Origin of the sequence: Enterobacter sp. K16B, from assembly GCF_020216105.1 — a bacterium.
Classification (GTDB): domain Bacteria; phylum Pseudomonadota; class Gammaproteobacteria; order Enterobacterales; family Enterobacteriaceae; genus Enterobacter; species Enterobacter sichuanensis.
Genome location: NZ_JAIWJZ010000023.1, coordinates 1 through 25,153 on the forward strand (window position 1 = coordinate 1; position 25,153 = coordinate 25,153).

18 protein-coding genes and 1 pseudogene are annotated in these 25,153 nt (G+C 56.2%); 4 read left to right on the forward strand and 15 right to left on the reverse strand.

Annotated features, from left to right (window positions below):
* From recD to rppH, 12 genes and pseudogenes are all read right to left on the reverse strand, one after another.
* A pseudogene (gene recD / locus LDK53_RS05575) lies at window positions 1-315 on the reverse strand (exodeoxyribonuclease V subunit alpha); the annotation flags it as partial.
* A complete protein-coding gene (recB, locus tag LDK53_RS05580; protein ID WP_225284875.1) occupies window positions 312-3,854 on the reverse strand; it encodes an exodeoxyribonuclease V subunit beta in 3,543 nt (1,180 codons plus the stop codon). The gene recB and the pseudogene recD, both read right to left, overlap by 4 nt.
* Window positions 3,851-6,733: a pitrilysin gene (gene ptrA / locus LDK53_RS05585; RefSeq protein ID WP_225284880.1), complete on the reverse strand. Its 2,883-nt coding sequence runs from the start codon at window positions 6,731-6,733 to the stop codon at window positions 3,851-3,853. Before ptrA ends, recB begins: the two co-directional genes overlap by 4 nt.
* Window positions 6,734-6,872: 139 nt before the next feature.
* Window positions 6,873-10,247: an exodeoxyribonuclease V subunit gamma gene (recC, locus tag LDK53_RS05590; RefSeq protein ID WP_225284881.1), complete on the reverse strand. Its 3,375-nt coding sequence runs from the start codon at window positions 10,245-10,247 to the stop codon at window positions 6,873-6,875.
* 12 nt (window positions 10,248-10,259) lie between these two features.
* A complete protein-coding gene (locus tag LDK53_RS05595) occupies window positions 10,260-10,583 on the reverse strand; it encodes a prepilin-type N-terminal cleavage/methylation domain-containing protein (RefSeq protein WP_225284883.1) in 324 nt (107 codons plus the stop codon).
* Complete coding sequence (locus LDK53_RS05600) at window positions 10,568-10,969, reverse strand: DUF2509 family protein (RefSeq protein WP_095452444.1); 402 nt, start codon at window positions 10,967-10,969, stop codon at window positions 10,568-10,570. The genes LDK53_RS05595 and LDK53_RS05600 overlap by 16 nt, the downstream gene beginning before the upstream one ends.
* Window positions 10,966-11,526 carry a prepilin peptidase-dependent protein gene (locus LDK53_RS05605; RefSeq protein ID WP_225284886.1) on the reverse strand — a complete coding sequence of 187 codons (561 nt, stop codon included), beginning with the start codon at window positions 11,524-11,526 and terminating at the stop codon, window positions 10,966-10,968. Before LDK53_RS05605 ends, LDK53_RS05600 begins: the two co-directional genes overlap by 4 nt.
* The gene (locus LDK53_RS05610; protein WP_225284898.1) at window positions 11,517-11,981 is read right to left on the reverse strand and encodes a prepilin peptidase-dependent protein; all 465 of its coding nucleotides are present in this window, start codon (window positions 11,979-11,981) and stop codon (window positions 11,517-11,519) included. The genes LDK53_RS05605 and LDK53_RS05610 overlap by 10 nt, the downstream gene beginning before the upstream one ends.
* A 184-nt stretch (window positions 11,982-12,165) precedes the next feature.
* The gene (gene thyA, locus LDK53_RS05615; protein WP_047959396.1) at window positions 12,166-12,960 is read right to left on the reverse strand and encodes a thymidylate synthase; all 795 of its coding nucleotides are present in this window, start codon (window positions 12,958-12,960) and stop codon (window positions 12,166-12,168) included.
* Window positions 12,961-12,966: 6 nt separating this feature from the next.
* Window positions 12,967-13,842: a prolipoprotein diacylglyceryl transferase gene (gene lgt / locus LDK53_RS05620; protein WP_025760096.1), complete on the reverse strand. Its 876-nt coding sequence runs from the start codon at window positions 13,840-13,842 to the stop codon at window positions 12,967-12,969.
* Between the two features lie 193 nt (window positions 13,843-14,035).
* A complete protein-coding gene (gene ptsP / locus LDK53_RS05625) occupies window positions 14,036-16,282 on the reverse strand; it encodes a phosphoenolpyruvate--protein phosphotransferase (protein ID WP_045285824.1) in 2,247 nt (748 codons plus the stop codon).
* 12 nt (window positions 16,283-16,294) lie between these two features.
* A complete protein-coding gene (gene rppH / locus LDK53_RS05630) occupies window positions 16,295-16,825 on the reverse strand; it encodes an RNA pyrophosphohydrolase (protein ID WP_013098553.1) in 531 nt (176 codons plus the stop codon).
* Between the two features lie 683 nt (window positions 16,826-17,508).
* On the opposite strand from rppH, the gene mutH reads away from it, so the two are divergent.
* From mutH to LDK53_RS05645, 3 genes are all read left to right on the forward strand, one after another.
* Window positions 17,509-18,201 carry a DNA mismatch repair endonuclease MutH gene (gene mutH, locus LDK53_RS05635; RefSeq protein WP_025760098.1) on the forward strand — a complete coding sequence of 231 codons (693 nt, stop codon included), beginning with the start codon at window positions 17,509-17,511 and terminating at the stop codon, window positions 18,199-18,201.
* A gap of 128 nt (window positions 18,202-18,329) precedes the next feature.
* A complete protein-coding gene (locus LDK53_RS05640) occupies window positions 18,330-18,548 on the forward strand; it encodes a YgdI/YgdR family lipoprotein (protein ID WP_008499668.1) in 219 nt (72 codons plus the stop codon).
* A gap of 131 nt (window positions 18,549-18,679) precedes the next feature.
* Complete coding sequence (locus LDK53_RS05645) at window positions 18,680-19,720, forward strand: NADP(H)-dependent aldo-keto reductase (protein ID WP_094919657.1); 1,041 nt, start codon at window positions 18,680-18,682, stop codon at window positions 19,718-19,720.
* A 93-nt stretch (window positions 19,721-19,813) separates the two neighbouring features.
* Here the strand turns inward: LDK53_RS05645 and lplT are convergent, their stop codons facing one another.
* Both lplT and aas read right to left on the reverse strand, forming a co-directional pair.
* Entirely contained in the window at window positions 19,814-21,007 is a 1,194-nt protein-coding gene (gene lplT, locus LDK53_RS05650) for a lysophospholipid transporter LplT (RefSeq protein ID WP_025757803.1), read from the reverse strand.
* The gene (aas, locus tag LDK53_RS05655; protein WP_225284887.1) at window positions 21,000-23,159 is read right to left on the reverse strand and encodes a bifunctional acyl-ACP--phospholipid O-acyltransferase/long-chain-fatty-acid--ACP ligase; all 2,160 of its coding nucleotides are present in this window, start codon (window positions 23,157-23,159) and stop codon (window positions 21,000-21,002) included. Before aas ends, lplT begins: the two co-directional genes overlap by 8 nt.
* A 425-nt stretch (window positions 23,160-23,584) precedes the next feature.
* Between aas and galR the strand changes: the two genes are divergently transcribed.
* Entirely contained in the window at window positions 23,585-24,601 is a 1,017-nt protein-coding gene (gene galR, locus LDK53_RS05660) for an HTH-type transcriptional regulator GalR (protein ID WP_025757800.1), read from the forward strand.
* On the opposite strand, the gene LDK53_RS05665 is transcribed toward galR, so the two are convergent.
* Window positions 24,562-25,047: a GNAT family N-acetyltransferase gene (locus tag LDK53_RS05665; protein ID WP_059384967.1), complete on the reverse strand. Its 486-nt coding sequence runs from the start codon at window positions 25,045-25,047 to the stop codon at window positions 24,562-24,564. The two genes, galR and LDK53_RS05665, sit on opposite strands and share 40 nt — an antisense overlap.
* Window positions 25,048-25,153: the final 106 nt, after the last annotated feature.

Below are 25,153 nucleotides of genomic sequence, written 5' to 3' on the forward strand. Positions count from 1 at the left end.
ACGCTCGCCGGTGAGGATCATCGGCGTACCGGTATCGGTTCCGCTCACGGCAGGCGAACTGAGTAATATCGCTTCCCAGTCCACGGTGTCACCCAGCAGAGCGAAACAGGCCTGTAAAGCCGGGGGCATTTTCTCGTCTACCACCAGACGCGACAGCGGCAGACAGACGTGCCCTTCCCCCGCGTCTTTGCTCAGAATGGCGGCGGCGAGCATTACGGCAGGCTCTTCGCCCGCCACCATCATGGCAAACTGCACATCAAGGTGGCGCAGTAATCGTTGTTCAACCGCGTCCAGCAGTAGCGCCTGCATTGTCATGCCACCTCCTCCGTGCCTGCAGCAAACAGGTTATCCATTTTTTCAATCAGTTCCGCAGCCGGACGCGTGCTAAAGACACCGGAACGCGGGTCGTTAGGATCCACGCCACGCAGGAAAAGGTAAATCACGCCGCCAAAATGGTCTTCGTAGCGATAATCGGCAATGCGATGGCGCAGATAACGATGCAGCGCCAGGGTATAAAGCTGGTACTGCAGATCGTAGCGATGCATTTGCATGGCCGACGCCATCGCCTGTTGGGTATAGGCTTCGCTGTTTTCACCCAGCCAGTTCGACTTGTAATCCAGCAGGTAATAGCGCCCCTGATGGCGGAAAACCAGGTCGATAAAACCTTTTAACATCCCCTGCACCTGGCGGAAGTTCAGCGACGGACATCCGGCGGAAAGCGGATCGTACTCGCGGATCAGCCCATCGAGCGCTTCGGCCCTGAGCGGGCCAGCGATGGGGAGATAAAACTCCATCTCGACCTGCTTATCTCTGGCAGTCAGCTGGCTGAGCGAGACCCCCTGCGCGGTGAGCGGCGCGTGTAAAACCGCGTGGATCCAGTCACGCAGAACCGGCTTCCATTGTGCGTCGTAGCCGCCGCTCTGTAACATCTTCAGCACCCACTCTTCGGAAACCGGCTGTGTGAAATCGAGCTCTTCAAACAGGCTGTGCAAAAACGTGCCTGGAGAGGCGCCACGCGGGAACTGGTGCGGCGTAAGCACCGGCTCAACGGGTACACTTCCGGTCCCCGCTGCATCCACGTCCAGTTTTGGCATCAGATCCAGCGCAACACTCTGTCCGTGCTGCTGTAAACCGGAGTAGCTGGTGACGCGCCAGTCGTCAGCAATCGGGCGTACCACCTGGCGGGCATGCAGATCTGACTCACGCGGCTCCGGCATTTGCCAGCGGTCATTATCCGGTTGCGCCGGAATATGCAGGGCAACATGCTCCCCGCAAAGTGATTCGAGACACTGCCGTAACCCCGCAGCGTCTTTGGGCTCGCCATGCTGAATTAAGCGCCCCAGCGCGCTCAGGTGAAAATCGCTCTCCCCGGTCTTTTCACCGCGACGACGGAACAGAGGGGCAACGCCCAGACTGCAGTGCCAGACCGAACGGGTCAGTGCCACGTACAGCAGGCGTAAATCTTCCGCAAGACGTTCGGCTTCTGCCAGCTCAACGCTGGACTCCGCGTTGCTGAGATCGAGCACCGCCTCGAACGACTCGCGATCGTGATAAAAGGCCTGATCCTGCACACGGTAATTGGCGATAAACGGCAGCCAGACCAGCGGATACTCAAGCCCTTTCGATTTGTGAATGGTGACGATCTGCACCAGGTGTTTATCACTCTCAAGACGCATCTGCTGGCTGGACGAATTGCTGTTCGGGTCGGCAATCTGCTGTGCCAGCCAGCGCACCAGAGCATGCTCGCTCTCCAGCTGCGTGCCCGCCTCCTGCAGGAGTTCGCTGATATGTAAAATATCGGTCAACCGGCGCTCGCCGCCCGCGGTTGCCAGCATATTCTCCGCAATGTGACGCTGTGCCATCAGCTCACGCACCATGGCCATCACGCCGCGCTTCTGCCATTTCTCCCGGTAGCGAACAAACTCTTCCACCACCGCATCCCATGCGGACTCGTCATTGTTGAGCGCATCGATATCACGGGCATTCAGCCCGAGCATCGCACTGGCTAATGCGCTGCGCAGCGTGCTTTCCCGCTCCGGGGCCAGCACGGCCTGCAGCAGCCATAGCATCTCCTGCGCTTCCAGCGTTTCAAAGACGCTGTCACGGTTTGAGAGGTAGACGGACGGAATACTCAGCAGGGTCAGGGCATCCCGAATAAGCGCGGCCTCCTGACGGCTCCGCACCAGCACCGTGATATCCGATGCCTTTACGGGGAGTGCATCCTGGCCTTTCCAGAGCATCGCCTCGCCGCGAGCCCCCGCACTGAGCCAGTCACGGATCTGCGCGGCACAGTGCTGGGCCATGGCGTTTTGATAGTCGGCGACGCCACACCCTTCACCGTCCAGCAGCCAGAAGCGCATGGCAGGCTGCGTCTCGCCGTTGAACTCAAAGCGCAACGAGGCATTTTTCTCGGCAAATTTTACCGGCTGGAACGGGATCTCCCGGAACATAAACGCCGTATCCATGCGGCTGAACAGCGCATTCACGCTTTCCACCATCCCAGGAGACGAACGCCAGTTGGTATCCAGGGTGTAGTGCGCCTCAACTTCGCTGCGGGCCTTCATGTAGGTGAAAATGTCCGCACCGCGGAAGGCGTAGATAGCCTGTTTAGGATCGCCGATTAACAACAGCGCGGTGCCGGGCTGCTGGCGCCAGATACGGCGGAATATGCGGTATTGTTGAGGGTCGGTATCCTGAAATTCGTCAATCATCGCCACCGGGAAACGGGTGCGGATCGCGGCGGCAAGCGCTTCGCCATTCTCACTGCACAAGGCCGCATCGAGGCGGCTCAGCATATCGTCAAATCCCAGTTCCCCCCGGCGGCGTTTCTCACGGGCGACGGCTTCGCGAATTTCCGTCATGGCGCGGGTGATCATCAGATCGTTGAGCGTCAAGGGTTCAGACAGCAGGGTTTCAATCGCCACAAACAGGGGATGTTCAGGCACAATACCGTCGGGTTTGGTGCGCTCAACGAGGAAACGCCGGGAGAATTTCTCCAGCGCGTCCGGGAGCTGGTAGCCCCGCGTCTCTTCCTGCGCCCAGGCGTTGATCTTGTCGATCCATTTCCCCTGGTTGCCACGGTTGAATTTGCGTCGGTCGATCCCGGAGTTTTCGATAATGGCGTCAATCTCGCCGACTGACTCAATCCATTTTTGCTTAATGTCGACAATTCGCGCGATGATTTTTTCATGGCGTGACGCCAGGGTTTCATCCGCCGGCGGCGGAGATTTGATCACCGGCGCTTCCCCCTGAAGATAGCGATCGATCGCGCGCAGCAGCGCCTCAGGGCCCTTCCACAACGCATGTACCGCTTCGGCGATATCGCGCTGTAGCGGGTAGCAGTGGCGACGCCAGAAGTCCGCGCAGGCCTGATAGCGAAGCACGGTTTCATCTTCAATGAGCTGTTGTTCAAACAGCATGCCGGATTCAAACGCATTCAGGCTCAGCATCCGCTGGCAAAAACCGTGAATGGTAAAGACGGAGGCTTCATCCATCTGCCGTTCGGCCAGTAGCAGCCACTCTGCGGCCTGTTGCCTGTCGGCAATCTCTTCCAGAAGACTGGCATAAAGGGGGTTATCCGTGCTCTGACGCAGGCAGGCAATGCGCAGCTCGTGGATATTGGCGCGAATACGGCCACGCAGCTCGGCGGTGGCGGCTTCGGTGAAGGTCACTACCAGCAGCTCTTCCACGCTCAGCGGGCGGGGAAAAGCGGCGTTGCCGCCGAGCCCTAACAGCAGACGCAAATAGAGCGCGGCGATGGTGAAGGTTTTTCCCGTTCCCGCTGAGGCTTCAATCAATCGTTCACCCTGAAGAGGTAAACGTAAGGGATTAAGGGGCTCAGCGGTGTCGGTCATTCTTTCTTACTCCAGGGCATAGATTGCTGCAGCGCGCTGACGCTCTTCCAGACTTTCCAGCCTTGCGGGTTCACGTACTCCGTTTTCCCGTTCTGGCTACCGGAAACCTGAGACAGGATGGTCATTCCCTGCGGTTTAATCACCGCCTGATGGAAGAAATCGGCAACCTTTTGCGGCGTCAGCTGTTTTATCTCGGCCACTACTTTATCACGCGAATCAAATTTCAGATTACCGCGATCAAAATCTTTGCTCAGCTGTGAGGCTTCTTCACCCAACGTCTGCGGCGGCTGCATCACCTGCGCAATGACGGCCTGCTGGATCTGCGCGAACTCTTCCGGCTTCATGGCGCGCAGTTTTGCTTCCACCTGCGGGAAGAAAGCCTGGTAACGCTGCCAGAGATATGCTGGCTGCTTATCGCTGCTCTGCAGCAGGAAACCCAGCCCCCACTGGCGGCCTACGTTCATGGAGAAGGCAAACACCGCGTAGCCGAGCTGCTCTTCCGTGCGTAACTGGGTATAGAACCACGGCTGAATAATTTGGCCCAGCACGGCACTCTGCGCTGAACTGGCGAATTCATCATAACCCGTTGGCACAAATACCGCGGCCAGCGCGGAATCCGTGCTGTTCCCCGCCTTTTCAAAGATTACATTCTGCTTTTTCTCAACCAGCACGTCCTGGTTGCGGCACCACTCATCGCCTTTAGAGCCGAGCTGAGTGCGAACATTCTGCGCCAGGGTTTTGGCCTGTTCTTCGCTCATATTGCCGACAATCAGGAACTCCGGGCGCGTGTTGGTTTTCAGCGCGTCACGGTAAGCCAGCACGTCTTTTAAGGTGATCGAAGGCAACAGCGCGCGGCGATCCTCCCGCTGGAAATAAGGAACCTGCGATAACATTTGCGCTGGCATAAGCGCCAGATCGTAAGCTTTGCCCTTCTCCGCAGAATCCATCATCTGCGCATACCACGATTTGGCCTGCTCAAATTGTTCTTCCGTAGGCGTATAGCTGAAATAGCCCTCCAGCAGCGCCTGGAACAGCTGCGGCAAGCGCTGGGTATAGCCGTTTGCATTGAGCATCAAACCGTTGTTGGCGTTGGTGGAGAAGCTGATGCCGCCCACGGCCGCCTGGTTACTCAGCTGGTCAAGTGCAATACCGGCAAGATAGTCATTGAGCGCGAACATCACCTGATTTTTGGCGCTGTTCATCGCCTTCGGGTTACGCAGCACCACGCTGACGTCGGCCTTTGGCTCGCTTGCAAAATAGCGGCTTGGGCTATACACCACGCGAAGCGTCGGCTCATCAATGATAAGTGCCGGATGCGGATAGTCCTTCTCGGTTTTGATCAACGAGAAATCATCCGGGATATAGGGGTTCAGTTCCGGCAGTTTTAACGCGATCTCTCCCGCCTTCTTTTGCCAGTCGGCAAAGGTCTGGGCGCTGATTTTATCCACCTGATAAGGGGCATCGACAAAGTAAGCCGTTTTGTTATGCGGCTCATCCGGGCTGATGTACCAGATGCGGGCATTCTCCGGGGTCATCATCGCCAGACGGGCTTTGACCGCCTCAGGGTTGTACTGGTCGGCAATGTTCACCGCGTCGAGGGTGTGTTCCACCGGCACGCGGATCATGGTATCGGCCAGCCACTCCACATAATCCATGTCGCGGGTTATCGATGGATAACGGAAATCAAGATCCAGCACGTGCGCCAGTTCATCAAAGTAGCGCTTGTCGACGCCTTTTTCACGCAGCAGAGAGAGGTAGCTGAAGATTGCAGCCACCACTTCATCGCGGTGTGCCTGACCTTTGTCGGTCAGGGTTGCGGATATCGCCAGCACGCCGCTGTTCCCGTTTACCACCGGATCGGAGTCGGCGCGGATACCTTCCGCCAGCCCCTGTTTCTGCAGCCAGTCAGACAGCGTATCCGGGCTACGGTTACCGATGAGATAGGTCACCAGCTCGTCGGTTTTACTGCGAAACTGTGCCGTGTTGTTATCAATGCGAAATTCAACGCGTAACACTTTGCGCGGCAGCGCAGGCACGTAGTGGATCACGATGCCTTTTTGCGCGTCCGTGACCACCGGTACATCTATTTGCGGCCGGTCGATATTTTTATTCGGCACCCGACCAAACGTTTTGGCCGCCATGCCCGCCAGCTCTGGCAACGGTTTATTGCTGTAGATAACCGCTTTCATCAGATTGGCGGAGTAGTATTTATCGCGAAACGCGTGCAGCGCATCCAGAACCGGGCTGTTCGGTTTGTCGCTCAAGGTCTCCAGGTTACCGCCGGAGAAACGAGACCCCGGATGCGCAGGGTTGATGGTTTCGGCGCTCACCTGGGCCATGCGCATACCGTCTCGCGTGCGGGCCAGAGTCAGTTCGGCATTCACCGCATTGCGTTCACGATCGGCGTATTTTTTATCCAGCAACGGGGCGGCGATGGCATCAGCAAGGCGATCGACCGCGCCTTCCAGCGCATCGTTCTCGACTTCGAGATAGAAGGCCGTGCGGTACGGGGCGGTACTGGCATTATGGCTGCCGCCATGCATTTTCAGAAATTCGGACAGGCTATCTGGCTGCGGGTATTTTTTTGACCCCATCAGCGTCATATGTTCCAGATAGTGTGCAAGCCCGGGATGGGATTCAGGATCTTCCAGCGACCCAACCGGCACCACCAGTGCCGAGAGGGATTTTACCGCCTGCGGGTCGGAAACCAGCAGCACGGTCATGCCGTTATCAAGGCGGATAGCCTGATACTGCCGGGTATCTTTTTCACTCTTACGGATAGTTTCCTGAACGGGTTGCCAACCGGAGTCTGCCTGAGTGACAGGTGCCCAAAGGGCGACAAACAAAACCAACGCTTTAAACAAGGTGCTGCCAGGCATTACGACCTCTTTATCACGGCTACATCATTAACAAACTGCGTGCTGGACACGCCAACATCTCTTTCTTTGGGTACATCAGTCCGTGATAAGAAGTGCATCATAAATGAACACCCCTGACTGCGCAATTTTTATACAGCACTCAGGACTGATTAAATCTGAACAACGGTAACAAATAGCGTTGCGCTTCTTCCTTGATCGCCTCAAAGTACTCGGGTTCAAGCGCGCGCCATAAGCGCTGATACCAGACATCTTCTCCTTCGCCCCGCACCATCATGTTTCCTTCGTAGGCCTGCATAAATTTACTGCGCGCCTTCTGCAGTGACGCCTCATCCGTTAACATCGCATCATTCTGCGCGTCATAACAGGCTTTTATCCAGGCCCCGCCACTTTCCGGCAGGAGCAGGAGCGGTTTGTTCATTCCCTGACGGTAGCCCTCAATGTACAAAGACAGGTATTGTAAGGCCTGCTCCGCCTCCATCGGCGGGAAGCGCCATTCGCCCTCTTTGCGCACAAAAATGCGGCTTTCGCCTTGATGGCCACCCGCACTGTAGACAAGATGTTCCAGCCAGAGTTGCAATCCCTGCGAAACGCTCAGCATTGAGGGCCGCCAGCGCAGCAGACCATCTGGCTGAACCTGGGTTAACCAGCCCGTAAGCTGCACACCATTACAATTGAGATCGATTTCAATACTCTTCCCGGGCTGTCGACACGCTCTGACGCGCTCTGCCAGAGCAGTCATCTCCTGACACTGTGCCTCCCAGACGATCTCCCCGAACGCACCATAAGGCAGTTGCCCTGCCGCACGGTAGCGGCGGTAAAGTTTGTCCGCATCTTCCTCTTCAACCAGCGCATTCAGCAGTTGCAGGTTTAACTGATAGCGCTCCAGCCCTTCCAGGGTAAAGGGTTCTGCATCAGGAATTTCGCTCTCTTCAGAGCGGAAGTTGACCTGTAATCGTTGCTGGAAGAAAGCGCGTACCGGATGCGCCCAAAACCGCTGAAGCTGTTCGACGGTCAGGGTATCAATCGGTAGCGGGTCAAGTTCCTGAATGAAATCGGTATGCGCGCTCCCCTCTTTTTTGGCCGCCGGCAGCCACTCCTGGGCATAGCTCTGGCGCTCGCTGGCAACGTAATTCACCGGATCAAACGGCATGCGGCTGTGGTGACAGGTGATATGCGCTTTCACCCGCTGCTCGCTCTCATCACAGTTGCGCTCTTCATCCCCCGGCAGGTAGTGGCTCTGGCCGATATAATCCACCAGCTCCTGCACCAGAACCGAAGGGAAACGCTCGCTGTTGTCCTGAATGGAACGGCCGATATAGCTGATATAGAGCTTACTCTGGGCGGAAATGAGTGCTTCCAGGAAGAGATAGCGGTCATCATCACGGCGGCTACGGTCGCCCCGTTTTGGGTCTGCGCTCATCAAATCGAACCCCAGCGGCGCCAGCGCGCGCGGATAGACGCCGTCATTCATGCCAAGCAGGCAAACCACTTTAAACGGGATAGAACGCATTGGCATCAGGGTACAGATATTGATCGGACCCGCCAGGAAACGCTGACTAATTCGCTCCTGATCAAGCCGCTGCGTCAACTCATCCCGCAGTAGCGACAACGGAATCGCCTCGTGATAGTGGGAATTTACCCCCTCGTCGACGATAGCCTGCCACTGCGTTTCAATGAGGGCCATCGCCGCTTCGGTATCGCTGTCTGGCAGGAAGAAATCATTGAGCAGTGCCCGGCAAACCGGGAGCCACTCTTCAAGCGGGCGCGGCTGCATCAGTGCGTGTCGCCAGCGGTTAAGCTGCATCAGTAGTGACGCCAAATGTCCCACCAGTTCCGCAATCAAGCCGCTGGACTCATCGTAAGGCAGAACCTCGTTCCACTCGCCCTGGCTGCTTTCCATGGCGTAGCCCAACAGCATACGCGTCAGGCCAAATCGCCACGTGTGCTGCCCGGTTGGGGGAAGTTCAAACTCCTGGACGTTATCATCGTCAATCCCCCAGCGCACGCCAGACTCGTTAACCCACTGGCGAAGGTAACGTAACCCCTCTTCATTGATGTTGAAGCGTGCAGCCAGCACGGGCACATCCAGTAAGGCCAGGACATCTTCGGAGATAAACCGACTATCCGGCAGCGACAGCAACGTGATAAATGCCTGTAACGCCGGATGAGATTGACGGGCGCGACGGTCCGAGATGGCGTAAGGCAGGTACCGCTCGCCCGTCGCACTGCCAAACACGGCCTGAATGAAGGGACTGTAGCTGTCGATATCCGCCACCATCACCACGATATCGCGCGGCGTCAGCTCGGGATCCGCCTGCAGCATCGCCAGCAGTTGGTCGTGAAGCACTTCGACTTCACGCTGCGGGCTATGACAAACGTGGATCGTCATGCTGCGATCGTCAGGATCCAGCTTTCGTTTCCTGTCGCTGCGTTCAAACTCGTCCGCCGTCACGCCCATAACGGCGCGGTTTTCCAGATCCAGAATATCTGACTGAATATGATGCAGCAGGCTGTCCGGAGAGATTTCAACGAAGGCATCCACATCGCCTTCGCCTGATGACGTGATGTCGGAGAGCATATGGATGTAATCACGCCCCAGCTTCCCCCAGGAGGCAAGAAGCGGATTGGGCAGGTTCTGAATACCGTGTTCATCGAAAAGCTGCGCGGCGGAGGCACTGTCCTTAAACAGGGGGACGGTACGCTCTTCAAAAAGGCGTCGCCTCTGGCGGCTCACCAGTCGAGAAAGCCAGCGACCATCCTGAATATCGCCCCAGTACTGGCGACAGGGGTTAGTAAAGAGAATATGAATGTCGATATGTTTGCCCAGCGCATTTAGCGCCTGCAGGTAAACCGGTGGCAACGCCGAAATACCGCAGATAAACACACGGGAAGGCAGTCGCGGCGGTCGTTCATTGCTGTTTTGCAGAACAGAGATAAACCGCTGATAGAGGTTGGCACGGTGCCACTTAGGCTGGCCAAGTTTCTCCGTATGTTCCACCAGCGCTTTCCACAAGGGAGCCTGCCAGACCTGCGCCTCCGGCAACCCCTCTACCAGCTCACCCGCTTCCCAGCGGGCCAGCCACTCCGGACGGTAGACCAGATACTGGTCATAAAGGTCGGCGGTGCGCGACGCCAGCTGGAACAGCTTGCGTTTATCGGTATCGTCATTGAGGTAGTGGCGCAGCATGGCAAATTCATCGTGCTGCAGCATTTCTGGCAGCAGCGCCATCAGTTTCCAGCTCATGCCTTGCTTGTTGAAGGCGCTTTGCTCCGGAATGTCCGGCAATACGCGGACAAACATCTCCCAGATAAAACTCGCGGGCAGCGGGAAATCAATATTGGCGGCAATGCCAAACTTACGCGAAAGCGACATTTGCAGCCACTGTGCCATACCGGTGCTCTGCACCAGCACCATTTCAGGCTCAAAAGGATCGTCAAGCCGCTCGCGCTCAACGATAAATTCCATCAGTGCTTCCAGCACATCCAGACGATTTGAGTGGTAGACCCTTAACATAGACGCTCCCGACTACTGGCTAACCGGGCAATGCAGACGCGTTAACTCACCGCGCCGCCCCAGAGGAGAAATTAGTGTAACCGTGATGCTGACACATCCGGCGAGCGTTGTCTGCCCCCGACTGGCCTGCCAGCCTGCGGGGAGACTCTTTGGTGAGAGCTGTGTCTGATTCCAGGCATGGTGCCAAAGCTGGCGATACTGGTTAAACACGACAAACCGCGCCGCCAGCGCCCGATGATAACCCGCCAGTGCCGTCACGATCATCACCAGCAACATCATCGCCAACAGAACCTCCACCATGCTAAACGCTCTTTCTCTGTTCACGGCAGCTGACATAACGCACTCTCCTGTAGGGGACAAAAATCACTCCAGCCATGCGGCGAAAAGTGAATTTTACCGTCGATAACTTCCCCTGCACGCCAGAGCAGCAGGTCATTGCCGCCGGCAATCAGTAGCACATGCGCCTCACCCAGCGGACGCAAACACACCTGCGAGGAGAATACCTTTTTGCACTGAACCTGTGGCGCTGATGACCAACGCTGAACGCGTCCCCACTCAAGCGCGGACTGCACAGACGCCTGTTGCTGGAGCGACCGGCTCTCACCCGCGACGAGCGCACTAAAGGTCACGAGCTGCTGGTTAAGGCCGGTAAGGATCAGAGTACCGAGCACCAGCAACAGCAGTACCAGAGCCAGCGAAGAGATTCCGCGTTGTCGCCTCACAGGTTGTACCCCGTGACCGTATACAGCGCCTGCCAGGGTTCCCCCTGCTCGCCCTGACGAAGAGCAGCCAGTTCAATATTCAGCTCTGGCGCAAAACCGGCGCGATCGGCTTTACTCACCTTAAAGTGCGTGATCGCCAGACTTTCCGGGTCCGTGAGCTTTTCCCATCCCTTTCCTTCGCACGACGTTGCCCCACGCAGGGTTTCCAGCGCCCCCGATTCCAGGCGAAAACCGGTGCTGTCGTTTTCTGATGCTGTGCTATCCCATTTGCCGTTACTGTTGGCATCCCACCGCACAATGACACAGCTCCCTTGCCTGCCGATTAACAGCCCTTGTCCCTGACAGTTTCCCGCGCAGTATCCCGCACGCTGAAGCTGTTTGCCGAGCGCAAACAGGTGCTGCCAGACCTCTTCCTCCCGCTCTCGCTGCCCGGATTGCAGTAGTACCGCCCGCTGCAGGCCGGGTAAGAAACGCGATGCGCTTATCAGCAAAAGGCTGCTTACCGCCGTGGCAATCAGCACTTCAGTCAGTGAAAAACCGCGCTGCCTCATCGACATAGACTTCCCTCTGAGACCTTACACATCCTGATGCGCCCTCCATTTGAGACAATGATCAGCCATTCTCCAGCCTGGCTTTGAACGCGTATCCGCCCTGCCCACGCTGTATTCCGTAATCCATAGAACCCTAGCGAGGGCGTTACCTCACTCACCTTCACGTCAGGCCAGAGTGGAATCAGTACAAAGGGGCTGCCTTTCTCGCAGGCCTGCATGACAGAACTCATCAGACAGCTTTTTTCGCCCACCCGCTGAAGAGTAATCTGGTGGTCGCGGTTATGCCGGTTGGCATGGTTGCGCAGAAACAGCAGGTAATCTCGCACCTGACTGGCGGTCTGCCACAGACGCTGCTGCCGTTGCCAGCTGTCCCAGCCGTACAGACCTGAAGCGCTGAGAACAACCACAAGCGAAATGGCGACCAGCGTTTCGATAAGCGTAAAACCGTTCTCTTTGTTCATAGCGGGAGTGTGGCGAAGCGCCGTTGACATGACGAGCAACGAATGATCGTTTTACGAGGCGTTATCCGCAGAATCAGGAGAGTTGCAGCGTGTTGCACGCTTTCTGGATAGCACGTCGGGAAAGGGGATCATGGCGAAAAAAAACCGGCGCTCTAAAGCACCGGTTGTGTCACGCTTTAACCCATCAGATAGCGACGGGCGCTTTGATGCCTGGGTGCGGGTCGTAACCTTCAATCTCAAAATCTTCAAAGCGGTAATCGAAGATTGACGCCGGTTTGCGTTTGATAATCAGCTTCGGCAGCGCACGCGGTTCGCGCGTCAGCTGAAGATGCGTCTGTTCCATATGGTTGCTGTAGAGATGGGTGTCACCACCGGTCCAGACAAAATCACCCACTTCCAGGTCACACTGCTGGGCCATCATGTGAACGAGTAGCGCATAGCTGGCGATGTTAAACGGCAGGCCGAGGAACACATCACAGGAGCGCTGGTAGAGCTGGCAGGAAAGCTTGCCGTCTGCGACATAGAACTGGAAGAACGCGTGGCACGGTGCCAGCGCCATTTTATCCAGCTCGCCCACGTTCCAGGCGGAAACGATGATGCGGCGCGAGTCCGGGTCGTTCTTCAGCTGGTTCATCACGGTGGTGATCTGGTCAATATGGCGGCCATCAGGCGTTGGCCATGCGCGCCATTGCTTGCCGTAAACCGGGCCCAGGTTGCCGTTCTCATCTGCCCATTCGTCCCAGATGGTGACGTTATTTTCGTGCAGATACGCAACGTTGGTATCGCCTTGCAGGAACCAGAGCAGTTCATGAATGATCGAGCGCAGGTGGCAGCGCTTCGTCGTCACCAGGGGGAAGCCTTCCTGCAGATTGAAGCGCATCTGGTGGCCAAAAATGGAGAGCGTACCGGTACCGGTGCGGTCGTTTTTCGGCGTGCCCTCGTCGAGCACTTTTTTCATCAATTCAAGATACTGTTTCATGGTTCCTCAGGAAAGTTGTTGCTGTGGACGACGACGATACGCCCAAATCATCATAATGGCACCCGCGACAATCATCGGAATGGAGAGGATTTGCCCCATGCTGATGTACTGTACCCACTCGCCGGTAAACTGCGCATCCGGCTGACGGAAGAACTCGACGATGATACGGAATGCGCCATAGCCAATCAGGAACAGACCGGACACGGCCCCCATTGGACGTGGCTTGCGGATAAACAGGTTCAGGATGATAAACAGCACCACGCCTTCCAGCGCCAGCTCGTACAGCTGAGACATATGGCGCGGCAGAACGCCGTAGGTATCGAAAATGGACTGCCACTCCGGGTGTGATGGCAGCAGGGCGATATCTTCCGCACGCGAGCCCGGGAACAGCATGGTAAAGGACACGCTCGGATCGACACGTCCCCACAGCTCACCGTTGATGAAGTTACCCAGACGGCCAGCGCCCAGCCCAAACGGGATCAGCGGTGCGATAAAATCGGAAACCTGGAAGAAGTTGCGTTTGGTGCGTTTGGCAAAAATCACCATCACCAGGATCACCCCAATCAGACCGCCATGGAAGGACATGCCGCCGTCCCAGACGCGGAACAGATAGAGCGGATCGTTCAGGAATACCGGGAAGTTATAGAACAGCACATACCCAATACGGCCGCCGAGGAACACGCCGAGGAAGCCCGCATACAGCAGGTTTTCAACTTCGTTTTTGGTCCAGCCGCTGCCAGGACGGCTGGCGCGACGGCCAGCGAGCCACATGGCAAAAATGAAGCCCACCAGGTACATCAGACCGTACCAGTGAAGCGAAACAGGTCCTATTGAGAAAATGACCGGATCAAATTCCGGAAAATGCAGATAACCACTGTTCATCTGTCACCACAAGATGTTGTTATTCCGCTGAAAGTGGACAGCGGTAGAAATGCGATTCTGCCGTAAGCAGAGGCTCCAAAGTTGCGAATCATAGCATAAGGCGGGCGCGGAGGATGCGCCAGAGATGTAAAAGATGTGTATAGGATTTTATGCGCGCTGGTGCCCTCTCCTACAGAGAGAGGGCGAAAGGCGATTAGCGACCGCCGCGGATCAGACCGCCCATGCCGCGTCGTTCCATAAACGCGGCGACCTGGTGGCGAACCTCGGTTGCCAGTTGCGCTTCAAGACTGCGTTCAGCCAGCTCGCGGGCATCGTTGATATCGATATGGCGCAACAGATACTTCACGCGTGCGACGGCCCGGCCGTTCATCGACAGATGGCGGTATCCCAGACCAATCAGGATCGCGACGCACATCGAATCCCCTGCCATTTCACCACACAAGCGTAAATCAATACCGTACTGCTCCGCTTCCCGGGCGATCATCGCCAGCGCACGAATGATCGCCGGATGCAGGCTATCGTAGATACTGGCGACGCGGGTATTGTTACGGTCGACGGCCAGAATATATTGCGTCAGGTCGTTCGTGCCGACGGAGATAAAATCAACCCGGTTTGCCAGCTGCGGCAGCATAAAGACCATGGAAGGCACTTCGAGCATCACCCCAATCCGCGGTTTGGGGATCGCATAGCCAATCATCTCTTCCACTTCACGGCCTGCGCGTTCAATCAGCCGCCGCGCTTCGTCGATCTCATCAATGCTGGTGACCATTGGCAACAGAATGCTGAGGTTACCCGTCGCCGCATTGGCGCGCAGCATCGCGCGCACCTGGATCAGGAAGATCTCAGGCTGATCGAGCGTAATGCGGATCCCACGCCAGCCCAGGCACGGGTTTTCCTCACTGATCGGCATATAAGGCAGCTGTTTATCCGCCCCGACATCCAGCGTACGCAGGGTGACCGGTTTGTCGTTAAACATCTGCAGCATGCCCTGATACTGCGCCACCTGCTCTTCTTCGGAGGGGAAACCGCTCTGCAGCATGAACGGGATCTCAGTGCGGTACAGGCCAATACCGTCGATGCGGCTGCCAAGCTTTTCTTCGTGCTCAGGGCTTAAACCAGCATTGAGCATCACTTTGATCCGCTCACCGCTTTTAAGCTGTGCGGGCAGGTTAACGTCATCTTCTGCCAGCTTGCTTAATTCATTCTCTTCGCTGATAAGACGCTGGTATTCCTGGAGCAGAACCGGCTCAGGATCGACCAGCAGCTCTCCGCGATAGCCGTCCACCACCAGCGTCCGTCGATGCAGAACCGACGGCTGAATATCCGCCCCCATAACGGTCGGAATACCCAGCGCGCGCACCATAATAGCGGCATGGGAGTTAGCGGCCCCATCGCGCACCACGACACCGGCCAGCCTGTCCTGGGGCAGTTCAGCCAGCGTCGTTGCCGAGAGTTCATCGGCGACCAGAATAAACCGTTTTGGCCAGGCATTCGGCCCCTGAATGGTGTCATCAAGGTGGAACAGCAGCCGTTGTCCGAGGGCCCGTAGATCCCCGGCCCGCTCTTTCAGGTAACCGTCGGTCAGCGCCGCAAATTGCTCGGCAAATTTTTCGATAACCTTCTTAACTGCCCACTCCGCGACCGAGCCTTTATCCACCTCCGCAAAAAGCTCACGGCGCAGACGCGCATCGGAGAGAAGGTGCGAATAGAGGTCAAAAATGGCCGCCGTCTCTTTTTGCGCGCCTGCGGCAAAACGTTTGCTGTAGCGGCGAAATTCATTCGCCGCCTCTTCCAGCGCGGCGGTAAGGCGCTCGCGCTCAAGCGCTTCATCAAGCGTTGAGGCTTCGTAAACCTGCTCCATCAACGGCAGCGTGGCGTCCATCCAGCCTTCAGCAATCGCCACCCCTGGCGAGGCCGGAAGGGCACGAATGCGCGTATGACGGTACTGACCAAAGAGCGCGGCAAGCTGAGACTGAGAGAGGATGGCCGCCATCTGCGTAGCCAGCGTCACGAGGAAAGACTCTTCGCTTTCATCGTACTGACGTAGCTCGCGCTGCTGGACAACCAGCACGCCGAGCAGCTGACGACGCTGGATAATCGGCACACCGAGGAAAGCGCGGAAGCGCTCTTCTTTTACGGAAGGAATGTATTTGAAGCTGGGGTGTTTTTGCGCATCAGCAAGGTTGATGGGTTCAGCCAGCCGCCCAACCAGACCCACAATACCTTCATCAAATGCGAGGGTTACAGTGCGCCCACGTGGTTTTTTCAAACCACGGGTTGCCATCAGGTAATAGCAGCGTCGATCGTGGTCGGCCAGATACACCGAACAGACCTCGGTCTCCATCGCAAGACAGATGTCAGTGACCAGAATATTCAGCGCCTCGTTCAGACGCGGCGCACTGGCCACCTTCTCGACTATTTCTCGCAAGCGGGTGAGCATGATTTGCGTAGCTTAACCTCTTTTACGTCGCCAGGCAGGTGCGCTCTGCGGCTTAGGCGGGATCTCCTGAAGCTGCATCACCACACTTGCAAACTCTTTCATCACCCTACGGTAAACATCGCGTTTAAATGACACGACCTGACGAACAGGATACCAATAGCTCACCCAGCGCCAGCCATCAAACTCCGGCGTACTGCTGGTCTGCATATTGATGTCTGAATCGTTACCCACCAACTGCAACAGAAACCATTTCTGTTTCTGGCCGATACAAACCGGCTTTGTGTCCCAACGCACCAAACGTTTCGGTAACTTGTAACGCAACCAGTTGCGGGTCGAAGCCAGAATACGAACATCTTTCCGGCTTAAACCGACCTCTTCAAAAAGCTCCCGGTACATCGCTTGTTCTGGGGACTCTCCCGGATTGATCCCGCCTTGCGGGAACTGCCAGGAGTGCTGACCATACCGGCGGGCCCACATTACCTGGCCCTGACGATTACAAATTACTATTCCTACGTTCGGGCGGTAGCCATCGTCATCAATCACCGGACTACCCCAAACTAAACCTTATATATGAATGATTGTTTCACACTACAGGGAGGCGGTAAACCACTCTCTTACAGGCCTGCAACCTAATAACATTTGAATAACTCACAAATAAGTGCTGAGTTATAAACAGATGTGAGGCAGCGAGGGGAATTTTATTCACCTTTTCTGTGGATATAGTTGTGAAGAAGTGTCTGATTACCGATGAACAACCTTTATCACCGCCGTTCCCCCTCTTATGCCAACTGAATATAATTTCTTTATTTACAGTCAGTTAAATACAGTTCGGTAAACAAAAAGCAGAATAGCGTGACGATCATCACATCAGAGATCGTTGTGCTGATGAAAGATCGAACAGCGTCGGTTTTATCCACAGATTGTGCCAATAAGTTAGTCACAATTTGTGTGAAAATTCGATTTTCATCGCACGTCAAGGCTGTAAATTGAAACAGTAGTCAGGGTTATGCCCAGTTATCCCATTTTTCTGTGGATAACATGGTGTAAGATCCTGTTCATTGTCAGTGACCAGATTTGAACAACCGCTTTTCCGCCCACGGTGAAACGATTTCAACGTGACAAAATATCCAATAAATCATAGACATGTCATATTGGTACAGAAAAAGTTAAACTCTATCCACAGGGGACAATTTCTTCGTTTATTTTTTAATCAAAAGGTTACCATCATGCATCCGCTTACACCCTTGCTTTCACCGCCCTCCAGCGAGAGCCAGTTGCTACAACAGGCCCAGCGCCTGGCAGGCTTTTCGCTTGGCGAGCTGGCCGCCATGGCAGGGCTGCCGATCCCGAAGGATCTGAAACGGGATAAAGGCTGGATCGGCATGCTGCTCGAGCTCTGGCTGGGTGCCAGCGCTGGGAGTAAACCTGAGCAAGATTTTGCCGCCCTTGGCGTGGAGTTAAAAACCATTCCCATAGACCGTCAGGGGAAGCCGCTTGAAACCACGTTTGTCTGCGTGGCGCCATTAACCGGCAATACCGGCGTAACGTGGGAAACCAGCCATGTTCGCCATAAGCTGAAGCGCGTCCTGTGGGTACCGGTTGAAGGCGAGCGGGCGATCCCGCTGGCCGATCGTCGCATTGGCGCCCCGCTGCTCTGGAGCCCAACCGATGATGAGGAGCACCAGCTGCGTCTGGACTGGGAGGAGCTGATGGACATGATTGTGCTTGGGCAGGTAGAGCGCATTACAGCCCGACACGGAGAAGTGTTACAGCTGCGTCCGAAAGCGGCGAACAGTAAAGCGCTCACTGAGGCCATCGGCGCACAGGGTGAACCCATACTGACTCTGCCACGCGGTTTTTATCTCAAAAAGAATTTTACCGGCGCGCTGCTGGCACGCCATTTCCTGCTTAACACATAGTTTTTTACTTATTTTGAGAGCTCTCAAACATAATCACCTGGTTTTTAAGATTTTACCGCTTTCTCCATTCGCCATATCGGGTTAATACTAGACTATGATTTGATACGAGCCAGATGAGGACAATAACGATGAAAAAATGGGCAGTGTTAGTTTCAGCAGTCGGTTTAGCCTTTGCCGTATCGGGTTGTAGCAGCGATTACGTCATGGCAACAAAAGACGGTCGAATGATCCTGACTGACGGCAAACCCGAAGTCGATGATGATACCGGTCTGGTCAGCTACCGCGACCAGGAAGGCAATAAAATGCAGATCAATCGCGACGAAGTCTCGCAAATTATCGAGCGATAAACAGAGAGAGGTCAGTAGCTTGCTGGCCTTTTTGATTTTTTTCTTCCCCTTTTGCTTCCCCTCTGCCATGTTTATATTCCTTTGTCGGGAACACCCTGACGCGGTCTATATGTCTCATGAGGAAGCCGGCTATGCATTATCACCGTATCCCCCACAGCGCTCTCGAAATTAGCCAACTGGGGTTGGGCACGATGACATTTGGTGAACAAAACAGCGAAGCCGATGCCCATGCACAACTCGATTATGCCGTCAGCCAGGGCATTAACCTGATTGATGTCGCAGAGATGTACCCTGTTCCCCCCCGTCCGGAAACGCAGGGACTTACCGAAACGTATGTAGGTAACTGGCTGGCAAAACACGGTAACCGTGAAAAGCTGGTGATCGCCTCAAAAGTCAGTGGCCCGGCGCGCAACAACGATACCGGGATCCGCCCGAATCAGATCCTCGATCGCAAAAATATCCGCGCCGCGCTGGATGCCAGCCTGAAGCGTCTGCAGACCGACTACCTCGATCTGTACCAGGTTCACTGGCCACAGCGCCCCACGAACTGCTTTGGTAAGCTTGGCTACAGCTGGAATGAAAGCGCCCCTGCCGTGACGCTGCTGGAAACACTGGAAGCGCTGGCCGAGTGCCAGCGTGCGGGAAAAATCCGCTACATTGGCGTCTCTAACGAAACGGCCTTTGGGGTGATGCGCTATCTGCATCTGGCGGATAAACACGATCTGCCGCGCATCGTCACCATCCAGAACCCGTACAGCCTGCTTAACCGCAGCTATGAAGTGGGTCTGGCCGAAGTGACACAGTACGAAGAGGTGGAACTTCTCGCCTATTCCTGCCTCGGTTTCGGCACGCTGACGGGGAAATACCTGAACGGGGCGAAACCGGCCGGGGCGCGTAACACTCTCTTTAGCCGCTTTACCCGCTACAGCGGCGAGCAGACGCAGAAAGCCGTTGCCGCCTACGTGGATATCGCAAAGCGTCACGGTCTTGACCCTGCGCAGATGGCGCTTGCCTTCGTGCGTCGTCAGCCGTTTGTTGCCAGCACCCTGCTGGGCGCGACCACCCTGGAGCAGTTGAAAACCAACATTGAGAGTTTCCATCTGAACCTGAGTGAAGAGGTGTTAGCGGAGATTGAAGCGGTGCATCAGGTATACACATACCCGGCACCGTAATAAAAGCAAAACGGCAACGCACGTTGCCGTTTTTAGGGTTTGCTCCCTCTCCCTGTGGGAGAGGGCCGGGATGAGGACATCAGGCCGCACTGATCAACGGCGACGCTGCCAAAGCCATAATGCGGCAATCGCAATCGCAAACAGCCCGCCAAACCCGACGCCAATCCCCACCACCGGCACGCCCACTTTTACTGCCAGTGAATAAAGCCCCAGCATCAACAGCATCGCCAGGTTTTCACCCAGGTTTTGTACCGCGATGGCATTTCCCGCCCCGACGGTCTGCTTGCCCCGTTCCTGCAGTAACGCATTGAGCGGCACCACGAAGAAGCCCCCGAGAATACCAATCAGGATCAGGAGCGCATAAGCAGGCAATAACGCATGCTGCAGCGAGAAAATAAGCACCACCACGCCAATCAGGATCCCTGCCGGCATGCAGCGTGCTACCGTCTCAAGCGTGACCAGCTTCGCCGCCGCGCCTGCCCCAACCACAATCCCGATAGCCACCATCGCATTCAGATAGGTTGGCGTCGCGTTGTCGGTGATCCCCAGCGCCACCGGCACCCACAGTACCAGCAGGAAGCGCAGCGTAACGCCTGCGCCCCAGAACATACTGGTGCCCATCAGGGAGAAACGCGTTTCACCGTTACGCCACAGCACACGACAGGCAGTAAAGAAGCTGCCGGTCATTGGCTTAAAGCGCCAGGACTGGCCCGGGCGAGCCACCGGCAGCTTCGGAATAAACAGGTTAGCAACGACCGCCCCGCCATACACCACTGCACACACGCCCAGGGCCGCCAGAACATGCCAGTCGGCCAGGACGCCGCCCGCGACGGAGCCGAGCAGGATAGCGGCAATCGTTGAGGACTCCATCAGGCCATTGGCTTTGACCAGCTTATCCCCCGTGGTCAGCTCTCCGAGGATGCCATACTTCGCCGGGGAGTAGGCGGCAGCACCGATGCCCACCAGCGTATAGCCAACAAACGGATTGAAACCAAAACAGATACTGGCTGCGCCCAGCAGCTTGAGTCCGTTGGCAAACATCATCACCCGACCTTTGGGGAAGCTGTCCGCCACCTGTCCGACGAAGGGAGCAAATATAATGTAAGCGCCCACAAACACCATCTGCAGGATCGGCTGGCTCCAGTCGGGGTAAAACTCGGCCTTCAGCAGCGCCAGCGTGGCAAACAACAGCGCGTTATCGCCAAACGCAGAGAGAAACTGCGCGGCAATGACCGCCAGCATGCCTTTCGATCTGAGCGAGGTGTTAGTGTGTACTGACTCACGCATTTTGCTGTTCCGCCTCTTCAACCATGCCTTTCAGGGTCACGAAATCGGGCTTCCCGCTTCCCAGCACCGGGAGCAGCTTCAGGTAGCGAATATCGCGCGGTACCGCCAGCTCAGGAATACCATGTTCACGCGCATAGCTGAGTAACCTGTCGCGCTTAAGCTCACTGTCGGTTGTAAACAGCACCAGCGCCTCACCTTTGCTGGCATCGCTCTTCACGACTGTAGCGTGCATCTTCTCGGCGGACACGGCGGTCGCCAGTTGCTCAACCATTTCCAGAGAGACCATTTCACCGGCAATTTTGGCGAAGCGTTTTGCACGTCCCTGGATCTGTACAAAGCCTTGTTCATCAAAGCGGACAATATCACCGGTGTCGTACCAGCCGATTTCTACCTCGCCGTTGACATTCTCCGCCGTCGGCGCTTCCAGCACGCCTGGGTTTTCCACGCGCAGATACCCGTTCATCACGTTTGGCCCTTTGAGCTGCAGACGGCCGCCGTCCTCTATGCCCGGCACCGCCAGCAGACGCGCGTCCATCCCCGGCAGAATGCGGCCAACCGTTCCCGGTTTCGCCGCCATCGGCACGTTAATCGAGACCACGGGCGCACACTCGGTCACGCCATAGCCTTCGAGAATGCGCAGACCAAACTTGTCCTGCCAGATCTGACGCGTGCTCTCCTGCAGTTTTTCTGCGCCAGCCACCACATACCGCACGCGATAGAAGTCATACGGATTGGCAAAACGCGCATAGTTACCCAGGAAGGTTGAAGTCCCGAACAGCACGGTGCAGTTACGGTCATACACCAACTCCGGCACAATGCGGTAATGCAGCGGGCTGGGATAGAGGAACACTTCAGCGCCGGTCAGCAGCGGCGTAAACAGCCCGACCGTCAGGCCAAAGGAGTGGAACAGCGGCAGCGCCGACATGAACCGGTCGTTCGCGGTAAAGTCGGCAATGCTTTTGATCTGCTCAACGTTTGCCAGAATGCTCTTGTGGCTGTGGACAACGCCTTTTGGGTTACCTTCAGAACCCGATGTGAAGAGGATAATCGCGTCATCTTCCGGCTGCTGTTTGACCTGGGCCAGACGCGGCATCAGAAGATGCGCAAAAATCCACAGCTTGTCGCCGGTGGTCACGTCCGCTTTCAGATCTTCCAGGAAGACCCAGCGCACCTGAGTGAGCTGCTCGGGAAGATGCCAGAGCTTGCCTTTGTCCAGGAACTGACGGGAGGTAAAGACGGTGTTAATCTGAGCGGCGGTGATGGCGCTGGTAAGCCCCTTCACACCCGCCGTGTAGTTCATCATCGCCGGAATACGGCCCCGTGAAACCGCGCCAAAAATCACCGCCGCGCTGATGCCCGCGTTAGGCAGCATCAGGCCAATCTTTTCGCCCTTTTTGCTGTACTTCTCCAGTATGCGGCCCACAAACAGGGTCTTGGTCAGCAGTTTGCGATAGGTATCCGGGGTAAAGTTGATGTCTTCGATACAGTTTTTCTTCGCGCCATAGCGGTACTGCGCAGAGAGCAGGGATTCGTACAGCGTTTCGCGCGGACGAACGGCCATACGCGCTTCCATCATGACCTGATGCAGCATCTCCCCGGCGATCTTACGGCGATCGCGGGCACGCGGCGCGTCGGGCATCGGGAGCGACGTTGGCGGCAGAATATGCAGCGTGATGGTGGGGAACAGACGCTGCTTGACCAGCCCTTTCAGACGACTGAAATGGGTTAGCTCCGCCCCTTCAATACGCAGCGGCACCACGGTCGCTTTTGACTTCGCCGCGACAAACCCCGCACCGTCGTAGATCTTCATCAGCGATCCGGTCACTGAGATTCGCCCTTCCGGGAAAATGACCACCGGGCGCCCCTGCTCTACCAGACGGACCAGATGTTTAATCATCATCGGCTTTGTCGGGTCGAGCGGCACAAAATCAATCAACGGCGTGAGCCAGCGCATGTACCACTGCTGGCTAATGGATGTATAGACCGCAAACACCGGACGCACGGGCAAAAACAGTGCCAGCAGAATGCCATCGATAAAGGAAACGTGATTTGGTGTGATTAAAACGCGTTCACCGCGAAGCGCCTGGGCATCGCCCGTGACGCGGATGCGAAAGAGAATACGGAAAAGTGTACGGAAGAACCCAAATAGCATCTCAACTCCCTTTGCCAGCCAGTGTGGAGGGTTGATAGTAAATGGTGGCAGATTACACGAGAAGTGATACGGGAGCGACAGCAAAAATGGAGGCGAAAAAAAACCTGCGCATCCGCGCAGGTTGGTGCAAGAGATGAGTACGAAACCGTACTAAGAATTCTCACCAATCAATACCTCTGGGATCTCGACTTTAGCAATCTCTTTCACGTCCTCGCTATCTGACAATCGCAACAGCCTGAGGCAAAGTGTAACTAAAGGTTCAGAATGACATTCTTCAGACATGACTGCGCGTGTAACGATTACACCGCCAGGGTTGTTCTGCGTCACGTTTGTAGAGAGCGGGGATCCGCTCCCCTTGAATGCGCGGCGCTTTTCCGCAACACTATTTGGTGTGTAAACGCTTACCCCCACTAAGAAGGTATTGAATGGCGACAATAAAGGATGTGGCCCGTCTGGCAGGTGTCTCGGTAGCCACCGTCTCGCGTGTGATTAACGACTCCCCAAAAGCCAGTGACGCATCGCGCCAGGCGGTACAAAACGCCATGGAATCTCTGAACTATCATCCCAATGCCAATGCCCGCGCGCTCGCCCAGCAGGCCACAGAAACCATTGGTCTGGTAGTGGGAGATGTTTCTGACCCCTTTTTCGGTGCCATGGTAAAAGCGGTGGAACAGGTTTCTTATCAGACAGGCAATTTTTTACTGATCGGCAATGGCTATCATAATGAGCAAAAAGAACGCCAGGCCATCGAGCAGCTGATCCGCCACCGCTGCGCGGCGCTGGTGGTTCACGCCAAAATGATCCCGGATGCCGAACTGATTCATCTGATGAAGCAGATCCCCGGGATGGTGATCATCAACCGTATTATTCCCGGTTTTGAAAAACGCTGCGTGGCGCTCGACGACCGCTACGGTGCCTGGCTTGCTACCCGTCATCTGATCCAACAGGGCCACACCCGGATTGGCTATCTCTGCTCAAATCACCCGATTTCTGATGCTGAAGATCGTCTGCAGGGCTACTACGATGCCCTGCGCGAAAACGGTCTGCCGTGTAATGACCGGCTGGTAGCCTACGGTGAACCGGATGAGAGCGGCGGCGAACAGGCGATGACCGAACTGCTGGGTCGCGGCCGAAACTTTACGGCAGTGGCCAGCTATAACGACTCCATGGCCGCAGGGGCGATGGGGGTATTGAATGACAACGGGATTGAGGTGCCGGCAGAAATCTCACTGATTGGCTTTGATGATGTGCTGGTCTCCCGCTACGTCCGCCCGCGCCTGACCACCGTACGTTACCCGATCATCACGATGGCAACGCAGGCCGCGGAGCTGGCGTTAGCGCTGGCCGAGCAACGCCAGCCGCCGGATATTACCCATCTCTTCAGCCCAACCTTAGTGCGCCGTCACTCCGTTGCGTCGCCTGCGGAAGCGCAGAGCGAATAACGGTAAAGGTGTACCGTCTTATCCGGGTACTCCAGCGCATCGCCCATGTACTGCCAGCCGTAACGTTCATAGAAGTCACGGCAGGCAGACCACAGATGGAGCGTCTCATACCCCGCCTGCGCGGCGCAGGAAATAACATGTTGCTGAAGCTGCCCCGCCAGCCCTTTGCCGCGCGCCGCATCGTCAACGTACAGCGCCGCCAGCCACGGAAAGAGATCCTGTCGGGTGATGAGATCGCAGCGCCAGAGCCCCACCGTGCCCACAAGCCGTTCGTCTTCCAGTGCAATAAAGGTCAGCGGTAATGCCCCCGGCGTCTGGCTATGCTCCACGATGCTGTGGAAAAATTCCCGTGGAAGCCCCTCGCCAAAGGCCTGCCAGATCCAGTCGGTCACCTGCTGCGCATACTGCGGCGCATGATAAAGCGGAAGGATGGCACTCTTTTTCACGTTTCACCTGAGTTTTTCAATGAATATGCAGGCCTGACGGCTCCCGCTCGGTTTGTCGATTATCTTATCAGAATCGTTTTACTGCCGGCAGGCAAGGATGTCGGCT